At 75.5% G+C, this 9120-nt stretch carries 9 protein-coding genes; 3 read left to right on the top strand and 6 right to left on the bottom strand.

Annotated features, from left to right (window positions below):
* On the bottom strand, window positions 1-1050 hold a 1050-nt coding region (locus tag ACYC1Z_RS12545), incomplete at its 3' end, for an ATP-dependent DNA helicase (protein WP_461409863.1).
* Window positions 1050-2615 (bottom strand): GTPase HflX, encoded by a 1566-nt coding sequence (hflX, locus tag ACYC1Z_RS12550; protein WP_461409864.1) that lies wholly within the window; start codon window positions 2613-2615, stop codon window positions 1050-1052. The genes ACYC1Z_RS12545 and hflX, both read right to left, overlap by 1 nt.
* A gap of 87 nt (window positions 2616-2702) precedes the next feature.
* Between hflX and ACYC1Z_RS12555 the strand changes: the two genes are divergently transcribed.
* Entirely contained in the window at window positions 2703-3335 is a 633-nt protein-coding gene (locus tag ACYC1Z_RS12555; RefSeq protein ID WP_461409865.1) for a class I SAM-dependent methyltransferase, read from the top strand.
* On the opposite strand, the gene ACYC1Z_RS12560 is transcribed toward ACYC1Z_RS12555, so the two are convergent.
* The 3 genes from ACYC1Z_RS12560 to miaA are packed head-to-tail and all read right to left on the bottom strand — an operon-like array spanning window position 3304 to window position 6302.
* Entirely contained in the window at window positions 3304-4500 is a 1197-nt protein-coding gene (locus ACYC1Z_RS12560) for a hypothetical protein (protein ID WP_461409866.1), read from the bottom strand. The two genes, ACYC1Z_RS12555 and ACYC1Z_RS12560, sit on opposite strands and share 32 nt — an antisense overlap.
* A 3-nt stretch (window positions 4501-4503) precedes the next feature.
* Window positions 4504-5418: a diaminopimelate epimerase gene (gene dapF, locus ACYC1Z_RS12565; RefSeq protein ID WP_461409867.1), complete on the bottom strand. Its 915-nt coding sequence runs from the start codon at window positions 5416-5418 to the stop codon at window positions 4504-4506.
* Window positions 5415-6302: a tRNA (adenosine(37)-N6)-dimethylallyltransferase MiaA gene (miaA, locus tag ACYC1Z_RS12570; protein WP_461409871.1), complete on the bottom strand. Its 888-nt coding sequence runs from the start codon at window positions 6300-6302 to the stop codon at window positions 5415-5417. Before miaA ends, dapF begins: the two co-directional genes overlap by 4 nt.
* A gap of 114 nt (window positions 6303-6416) precedes the next feature.
* Between miaA and ACYC1Z_RS12575 the strand changes: the two genes are divergently transcribed.
* Window positions 6417-6947, top strand: a complete 531-nt coding sequence (locus ACYC1Z_RS12575; RefSeq protein WP_461409868.1) for a type III secretion system chaperone family protein — start codon at window positions 6417-6419, stop codon at window positions 6945-6947.
* A 71-nt stretch (window positions 6948-7018) separates the two neighbouring features.
* A complete protein-coding gene (locus ACYC1Z_RS12580; RefSeq protein ID WP_461409869.1) occupies window positions 7019-7501 on the top strand; it encodes a type III secretion system chaperone family protein in 483 nt (160 codons plus the stop codon).
* Window positions 7502-7737: 236 nt separating this feature from the next.
* Here ACYC1Z_RS12580 and miaB read toward each other — a convergent pair.
* On the bottom strand, window positions 7738-9120 hold a 1383-nt coding region (miaB, locus tag ACYC1Z_RS12585; RefSeq protein ID WP_461409870.1), incomplete at its 5' end, for a tRNA (N6-isopentenyl adenosine(37)-C2)-methylthiotransferase MiaB.

Consider the following 9120-nt stretch of genomic DNA (forward strand, 5'->3'; position numbering starts at 1 on the left):
CATGGCGGAGCGGGCCATGGCCCGGCCGCCGGCGTCCTCGACGGCGTTCTTGCCGCTCTCGGGCCTCATGAACGAGATCGCCGCGCGCGCGCCGGCCTCGACGAGGACGACCGCGTCGCGCAGCCCAGCGGGCAGCCCGTCCCGGAGTCGGCCGTCGGGGACGTCCTCCAGTCGCTTCCGCAACACGGCCGCCGCCTTGTCCAGGGACTCGTCGTGCACCCCGGCGTGGCGGCGTGCCAGGCGCGCCGTCCGCTCGACGACGCCGGCGCTCAGCTCGAGCGTGGCCTGGGCGGTCACCCGGTCGGCCAGCTCGTGCGCCTCGTCGACGACGAGGACGTCGTGCTCGGGCAGCACGTTCGGGGAGCCCGCGGCGGCGATCCCGAGCATCGCGTGGTTCGTCACGACCACGTCGGCCTCGCGGGCGGCCTGCCGGGCCCGTTCGGGGAAGCACTCGGCGATCATCGGGCACTTCTGCCCGAGGCACTCCATCTTCGTCACGGAGACCTGGCGCCAGGCCCGCTCGTTCACCCCGGGGACGAGGTCGTCCCGGTCCCCGGTCTTCGTCTCCGCCGACCACTCCCGCAGCCGGAGCACCTGGTCGCCGAGGGAGGAGTGCTCCGGCGTAGCCGTCGAGCCGGTGGCCGCCGAGGCGGCGAAGAGCCCGGGCTCCTCCTCAGCCGGGTAGCCGCCCGCGACCTTGTGCTTGCACAGGTAGTTGTGCCAGCCCTTGAGCAGGGCGACGGCGGGTCGCAGGCCGGTCCGCTCGGCGACCACGGCGGCCACCCGGGGCGCGTCGTGCACGAGCACCTGACGCTGGAGGGCCAGGGTGGCGGTCGAGATCACCGCGTGCTCGCCCTTCTCGACGGCGTGGGTGAGCACCGGCACCAGGTAGGCCAGCGACTTCCCGGTGCCCGTGCCGGCCTGGACGAGCAGGTGCTCGCCGGAGCCCAGGGCCTGGGCCACGGCGTCGGCCATCTGCTGCTGCCCCACCCGGGCGGTGCCGCCCAGGGCGGCGACGGCGTCGGCCAGGATCGGCCCGACGTCCGCCATCAGGACGCGGGGCGGGCGGCCGGCGCCTCGGGGGCGGCCGCGGCCGCGCGGCGCAGATCGGCGCCGAGGTGCGGGGTGACGCGGGCGTGCAGCCGGGTGCCGCCCTCGACGTACTCCTCGGCCAGGATCTCACCGTCCGTGTGCGCGCGGGAGACGAGGTCGCCGCGCGAGTACGGCACGACGAGATCGACCAGCTCCGTGGGGCGGGGCAGCATCTCGGCGACCGTCGCGGCGAGCTCCCCGATGCCCTCTCCGGTGCGCGCCGAGACCGTGACCGCGGCCGGGTACCGGGTGCGCAGCGCGGCGAGGTCCTCCGGCCCGGCGAGATCGGCCTTGTTGAGGACGATGAGCTCGGGCACGTCCGCACCGCCGGGGACGTCGGCGATCACGGACCGGACCGCGCGGACCTGCCCCTCGGGGTCGGGGTGCGCGCCGTCGACGACGTGGAGCAACAGATCGGCCTCGGCGACCTCCTCGAGCGTGGACCGGAACGCCTCGACGAGCTCGGTGGGCAGCGACCGGACGAAGCCGACGGTGTCGGTGAGGGTGTACTCGCGCCCGTCGGGGGTGGCGGCGCGCCGCACCGTCGGGTCCAGCGTGGCGAAGAGCGCGTTCTGCACGAGGACCCCGGCCCCGGTGAGCCGGTTCAGCAAGGAGGACTTCCCGGCGTTCGTGTAGCCCACGATGGCCACGGAGGGGACCTCGTGGTGCCGGCGGGAGCCGCGCTTGGCCTCCCGCGCGGGTGCCATGTCCTTGATCTGCCGGCGGAGCCGGGCCATCCGGGTGCGGATGCGGCGCCGGTCGAGCTCGATCTTCGTCTCACCGGGGCCGCGGGACCCGATGCCCTCACCGCCCGCGACCCGGCCACCGGCCTGCCGGGACATCGACTCGCCCCACCCGCGCAGGCGCGGCAGCAGGTACTCCAGCTGGGCGAGCTCGACCTGGGCCTTGCCCTCCCGGGACTTGGCGTGCTGGGCGAAGATGTCCAGGATCAGGGCCGTGCGGTCGATGACCTTGACCTTGACGACGTCCTCCAGGCTGCGGCGCTGGGACGGGCTGAGCTCGCCGTCGACGATGACGGTGTCGGCGCCGGTGGCGGCCACGAGCTCGGCGAGCTCGGCCGCCTTCCCGGTACCGAGGTAGGTGCCCGGGTCGGGGGTGGCGCGGCGCTGCAGGAGGCCGTCGAGCACCTCGGAGCCCGCCGTCTCGGCGAGGGCGGCCAGCTCGCGCAGGGAGACCTCGGCCATCTCGGCCGTGCCGGTGGACCACAGGCCGACCAGCACGACCCGTTCGAGGCGCAGCTGGCGGTACTCGACCTCGGTGACGTCCTCGAGCTCGGTGGACAGCCCGCCCACGCGGCGCAGCGCCGCACGGTCCTCGCGGTCGAACTGGTCGCCGTCGACCGCGCTGCCGAGATCGTCGTCGGCCTGCAGGGCGGTGCCCACGGTGGACAGCACCCCGGAGCCGGCCCGGGCCAGGATCCGGGCGACGACGTCCTCGGCGGCGCGCTGGTCGTCCTGCGTGATGCCGCGCTGGGTGTCGGGCGAGTTCTCGGTGGGGGTCATGGGTTCCTTCCGTACTGGCCTCCATGGTCCCACGGTGGTCGCCGCCGTGGGACGCGATATCCACAGCCGCAGCGGTAGGTTGGCGCGGTGAGTTCGCCTGAGCACTACTTCACCGCCGACCCGGCCTCACCCGCCGAGCTGCGCCCGATGCGGGTGCTGCTGCGCGGTCACGAGGTCACGGTCCAGGGCACCGGCGGGGTCTTCTCCGGTGATCGCCTCGACCTCGGTACCCGCGTGCTGCTCGACGCCGTCGACGACCCGCCCGCCACCGGCACGCTCGTCGACGTCGGCTGCGGGTGGGGGCCGATCACGCTCGCGATGGCGCTGGCCTCCCCGGCTGCCACGGTCGTGGGGGTGGACGTCAACGCGCGCGCCCTCGACCTGACCCGGCGCAACGCCGAGGCGCTCGGCCTGGCGAACGTGCGCACGCAGCGGGCCGACGACGCGCTCACCGCGCTGACGGGCGCACCCGTCGACGAGATCTGGTCCAACCCGCCCATCCGGATCGGCAAGCCGGCCCTCCATGCGCTCCTGCGGAGCTGGCTGACGCGGCTCGCGCCCGCCGGCCGGGCGCATCTGGTGGTCCAGCGCCACCTCGGCGCGGACTCCCTGCACCGGTGGCTCGCGGACGACCTCGGTGCCGACGTGGTCCGCACGGCCAGCGCCAAGGGCTTCCGCGTGCTGACCGTCACCGGCCCACCTGGAGCATCTGGAGCGTGAGCGGCACGACGGCGTGCCGCTCGACCGGTAACCGGTAGGTCTCGCCCTCGCGGTCCAGGACCCCGGCCGCCGCGAGCATCGCGAACGCCGAGGCCAGCCCCTCCTCGGCACCGGCGGCCGCACCACGCGCACCGCCGCCACCGACCAGGGTGAGGCCGCCGGGCTCGGCGGCGCGCAGCACGGCGCCGAGCAGGAGTGCGGCGAGGCGCGGCGCGTCGGGGCGATGCAGGACGGTACGAAGCACGGTGGCGTGCAGGCGTGTCGCGGCGTCGACGAACGTCGGCTCCGCGGGGCCGGGCAGGGCCCGGCCCGGGTCGACCGTGGTGCCGTGGATCTCCAGGTGCCCCGTCGCGAGCAGCACGACCCACAACGTCGCCAGCTCAGGGTTGGCCCACATCGAGGTGCGCGGGCCGGGCAGGTCCAGGCGCTCGACGACGTCGGCGCAGTCCGCCGCCGTCAGCTCGCCGTCCGGGGTCTGCGGGCGACGGTCCGCGACCCAGGCGAGCAGCGCCCGGGCGCGGCGCACCAGGAGGGACCGCTCGTACCGGTCGGCCTGCTCGCCGGGGTCGGCGTCGCCCGGGCGCAGCGCCCCGGGGTCGGGGGCCGGGCCGAGGGCGGCGGGCCACACGTCGGGCCCGAACAGGTCGGGGTCCGCCTCGGGCGACCCGGCCGCCGGTGCGTCGGCCGGCGGGTCGCCGGTCGCCTCGGCACCGGCCCGCCGGGCCGTGCTGCCGGCGGGCTCGGCGGTGCCGCCGGCCGCATCGGTGGGCCGGGCCGCCGCGGTGCGCCGGGCCGCCGCGGTGTCGTGCGCCGCGAAGGCCCGCGGCATCTCGCCGGCCAGCCCTGCCATGAGTTCGGTGAGGGCGTGCTCGTCGAGTGGTGAGTCCCACCGGCCGGTGCGCCCGAGGAAGCCGAAGTACAGCGTGACGGTGGGCACCAGCAGGCGGCGGGTGGCGGCGTCCAGCGGCTCGCGCGGGAAGAGCTCGGTGAGCACGGCGCGGATCTCGTCCGCGGTCCACGCGGCGGGGTCGGGCGAGCCGAGGTGGTCGGCCTTGAGTCGGATCGCCGCCTCGACCAGCCAGGTGCTGTCCTCGATGAACAGGTCGAGATCACGGGCGAAGCGCTCGAACTCGCGCAGGAGCGGGCGGTGCTTCTTCTTCGGCACGGGTCAGCCGACGAGCGTCACGTCGGCGGTGAGCACGGCGGGGCCGGTGAGGGTCACGGTGTCGGCGAGCACGCGCACGAGGACCTCCCCGCCGGGAACGAGCACCCGCCACGTGTCCGGGGACCCGACACCGCCCCACGTGCGCACCGCGAGCGCGGCCGCGCACGTGCCGGTGCCGCAGGAGCGGGTCTCCCCCACCCCACGCTCGAGCACGCGCATGCGGACGATGCCGACCCGCTCGCCCGAGGAGTCGTCCTCGCCGAGCGGCACCACCAGCTCGAGGTTGGTGCCCTCGGGGGGCACGGGTTCGTAGCCGGGTCGGCGGGTGAGCTCCGCGTGGGCCAGCTCGTCCTCGTCCGGCAGCGCGATGACGGTGTGCGGGTTGGGGACGCTGACGCGCAGACCCGCCCGGGGCCCCTCGAGCCCGGGGACCGAGACGACGACGTCGTAGCCGGCCTGGACGGCCGCGAGCCCGCCGGGCATCTGCCAGCGGCCCATCTCGACGGTGTACTGCGCACCGTCGTAGCTCACCCGGCGGACCCCGCCCCGGGTGCCGACGGCGACGGTCCCGCCGGCGTCGAGCTCGACCAGGTGGCGGTCGCGCAGGTAGTGGACGAAGACGCGCACGCCGTTGCCGCACATCTCGGCCAGGGACCCGTCGGCGTTGCGGTAGTCCATGAACCATTCCGCCGCCGGGTCGGCCGCGAGCGCCGCCGCACCCTCCGGGAGCGAGGCGGAGCGGACCACGCGGATCAGGCCGTCGGCGCCGATGCCGGCGTGCCGGTCGCATGCCGCGGCCACCTCGGCCGGGGAGAGGTCGAGCTCGCCGGCTGCGTCGGGCACCAGGACGAAGTCGTTCTCGGTGCCGTGCCCGGTGGTCAGCAGGCGGCCGGCAAGGATGCCGAAGGGGCTGGTCATGCGTCCAGGGTACGCAGCGCCGCGGCGAGCAGGGTGTCGCGGTCGGCGGCCGGCAGCCAGGTGATGCGCGGGTCCCGGCGGAACCACTTCTCCTGCCGGCGGGCGAGCTGGCGGGTGGCGATCGAGATGGCCGCCACCGCCTCCGCGCGGGTGAGCCGACCCTCGAGCACCTGCGCGGCCTGGGCGTAGCCGACCGCCCGGCGGGCGGTGGCGCCCTCGGCCAGGCCCTGGGCGAGCAGCGTCTCGGTCTCCTCGACGAGGCCGCCCGCCATCATGCGGGCCGCCCGGGTGGCGATGCGGGCGTCGAGCTCGGGGCGGGCGACGGCGACGGCGAGCTGGACGGCGGGCAGGGCGTAGACGTGCTCGGGCAGGCGGGCGGAGTAGGCGCGGCCGGTGAGTTCGATGACCTCCAGGGCGCGTACCACGCGGCGGGTGTTGCGCGGCTCGATCCGTGCGGCGGCCGCGGGGTCCCTCGCCGCGAGCTCGGCGTGCAGGGGGCGGGTCCCGAGGCGGGCGGCCCGCTCCTCGAGCGCGGCACGGACGGCGGGGTCGGTGCCGGGGAAGTCGAGGTGGTCGAGCACGGAACGCACGTACAGGCCGGAGCCGCCCACGAGGAGCGCGGTACGTCCGCGGGAGCGGATCGCGGCGATGTCGGCGCGTGCGGCGACCTGGTAGGCCGCGACGGTGGCCTCCTGGCGCACGTCGAGCACGTCGAGCTGGTGGTGGGCAACGCCGCGCCGCTGGTCGACCGGGAGCTTGGCGGTGCCGATGTCCATACCCCGGTAGAGCTGCATCGCGTCGGCGTTGACGACCTCGGCCGCTGCCGGCCCGCCCAGCGCCTCGACCAGGTCGAGGGCGAGGTCCGACTTGCCCGTGGCGGTCATGCCGACGACGGCCACCACCGGTCCCGGGACGGGTTCGAAGGGGTCCGGCACGGCTGCCAACCTACCGGCTCCGTATCCGGAGCACGCCCGGGGCAGCCCGCGTAGGCTCGGTGCATGGCAGGGTCGAACGGGTTCGACGACCGGCGTCACCCGCCGGGCGCCACCGCCGCGGGCCCCGCGGCGGGCGCCACCGCCGTGCGTGACCTCGCCCTCCCGCTCTCCAGGGACCGTGTCGTCGCGGCCCTGGACGAGCTCGACTACCCCTGGTTCACCGACCGCAACGGCGACCTCGGCGCCATGTGGGCGCAGGCGGTCTTCCACATCTACCTCCTCGGGGTGGGTGGGGCGGTGCTGCAGGTCCGCGGGGCCTGGCACCGTCGGCTGGCGCTGGAGCGCCTCGGTGAGGTGCTCGCGCTCGTCGACCGCTGGAACCGGGATTTCATCGGCCCCAAGTGCTACGTACGGGCGCTCGACGACGGCCGGCTCAGCGTCGTCGCGGAGGTCTCGACCCCGCTCGGTACCGGGGTGAGCGACCGGCAGCTCCTCCGGCTGCTGCAGCGCGGCATCGGGCAGGGCATGCGGATGATGCGCGACCTCGAGGTGCACTACCCGGACCCGGCCGGCTCCGCGGGGGACGTCCCGTGAGGTGGCCCTGGTCGCGCCGGCCGGTACCGGACCCGCCGCCGCAGCCGGCGGTCGGGTCGGCGCGCCCGCCCGTGGCGGAGGACGTCGCGGACGCCACGCAGCGGCGCGGCGGTGCCGAGGCGACCTCGGCGGTCACCCCGGAGCGGTTGCGGCAGGTGGTCACCACCCGGGGCTACCACGTGCGGACCGCCCCGGACGCGTCGATCGCGGGCAGGTGGGACGGCTACCAGTTCCAGCTCCGTCTCGCCGGCGAGCAGCAGGACGTGCTGAGCGTGCGTGGCACGTGGGGCCGGTGGGTCCCCGACGGGCTCGAGGGCCCCGTCGTCCAGGCCATCAACGACTGGAACCGGGACAAGGTCTGGCCGACGGTGTTCACCGCACCGCTCGAGGACGGGCTCACGGTGCGCACCGAGATCATGGCCGACGTCTCCGCCGGGGCGACGGACCGCCAGCTCCTCGACCTGATCGAGGGCGGTCTGTCCTCGGGGGTGCAGTTCTTCCAGGCGCTGGGCCGCTCGATGCCGCCGGTCCAGGAGCCGTCGCCGGAGAGCTGATCCGCCCCGGGCGTCGGCCGCCTGCGCCGGCGGCCGCGGCCGGCGGCGGCGGTCGCGGCCGGCGCCGGCGGTCGCGGCTACGACGTCTCCGCGGAAACGCCCGAACGGCGTGTCGCACCCGGCGTGTCGTGCACACGCGAGCACGGCGGCGTCCGACCGGTGTGGTGCTCCGACGTCTCCGCGGAAACGCCCGAACGGCGTGTCGCACCCGGCGTGTCGTGCACACGGGCGCGGGCCTATCGGACGCGCACGGTGGGCAGGCCGAGGGTGACCGGCCCGGCGGGGCCCGGGTCGCCGTGACCGTGCGGCTCCTCGACGAGCCCCGCGCGCCGCTCCCACGCGTCGCCGGCGCGGGTGCGGCGGACCGCCCAGGGGCCGCCGTCGAGCGCGGAGTCCGCCACGAGGTGGTGCGGCGCCCCGTGGGTGACGGCCACGGTGACCATGTCGCCGGGCCGGGGCCGTTCGGCCGCGGACAGGTCGGCGGGCAGCGCCACGTGCACCAGTCGGTTGTCCGCCGCACGCCCGGAGAGGCGGTGGGTGGCGCCGTCCTTGCGGCCCTCCCCCTCGGCGACGAGCACGTCGACGGTGCGGCCCACCTGTCGCTCGTTCTCCTCGGTGGAGATGCGCTGCTGCACCTCGGCCAGCCGCTGGTACCGCTCGGTGACGACCGCGGCGGGGACCTGGTCGGCACGGTCCGCGGCGGGTGTGCCGGGCCGCGGGGAGTACTGGAAGGTGAACGCGGAGGAGAAGCGGCTCGCCTCGACGACGTCGAGCGTCGCCTGGAAGTCCTCCTCCGTCTCGCCGGGGAAGCCCACGATGATGTCGGTGGTGATGGCGGCGTCGGGGATCGCGGCGCGGACCCGCTCGATGATCCCGAGGTACTTCTCCCGCCGGTAGGACCGGCGCATGGCGCGCAGCACCGTGTCCGAGCCCGACTGCAGCGGCATGTGCAGGCTCGGCATGACGTTCGGCGTCGTCGCCATCGCCTCGATGACGTCGTCCGTGAAGGCCGCGGGATGCGGGGAGGTGAACCGCACCCGCTCGAGCCCGTCGATGCGCCCGCAGGCCCGGAGCAGCTTGGCGAAGGCACCGCGGCTCCCGAAGCCGACGCCGTAGCTGTTGACGTTCTGCCCGAGCAGCGTCACCTCGATGGCGCCCTCGGCGACGACGGCGCCCACCTCGGCCAGCACGTCACCGGGCCGCCGGTCGCGCTCCTTGCCCCGCAGGTGCGGGACGATGCAGAAGGTGCAGGTGTTGTTGCAGCCGACCGAGATCGAGACCCAGGCCGCGAACGCGGACTCGCGCCGGGTCGGCAGCGTCGAGGGGAAGACCTTCAGCGACTCCTCGATCTCCACCTGCGCCTCGGCGTTGTGCCGCGAGCGCTCCAGCAGCGCGGGCAGCACGTCCAGGTTGTGGGTGCCCAGCACGACGTCGACCCACGGCGCCTTCTCGACGATGCCGGCCCGCATCTGCTGGGCCAGGCAGCCGCCGACGGCGATCTGCATACCGGGACGCTCCCGCTTGACGGCGGCGAGCTGGCCCAGGTTGCCGAACAGGCGCGTCGCGGCGTTCTCCCGGACCGAGCACGTGTTGATGACGACGACGTCGGCGCCACCGTC

It is taken from the genome of Georgenia sp., assembly GCF_054605595.1.

Coding starts and splice junctions, on each gene's coding strand:
- hflX (WP_461409864.1), bottom strand. CDS start 2,615: ATGACCCCCACCGAGAACTCGCCCGACACCCAGCGCGGCATCACGCAG.
- dapF (WP_461409867.1), bottom strand. CDS start 5,418: ATGACCAGCCCCTTCGGCATCCTTGCCGGCCGCCTGCTGACCACCGGG.
- miaA (WP_461409871.1), bottom strand. CDS start 6,302: ATGACCGCCACGGGCAAGTCGGACCTCGCCCTCGACCTGGTCGAGGCG.
- ACYC1Z_RS12575 (WP_461409868.1), top strand. CDS start 6,417: ATGGCAGGGTCGAACGGGTTCGACGACCGGCGTCACCCGCCGGGCGCC.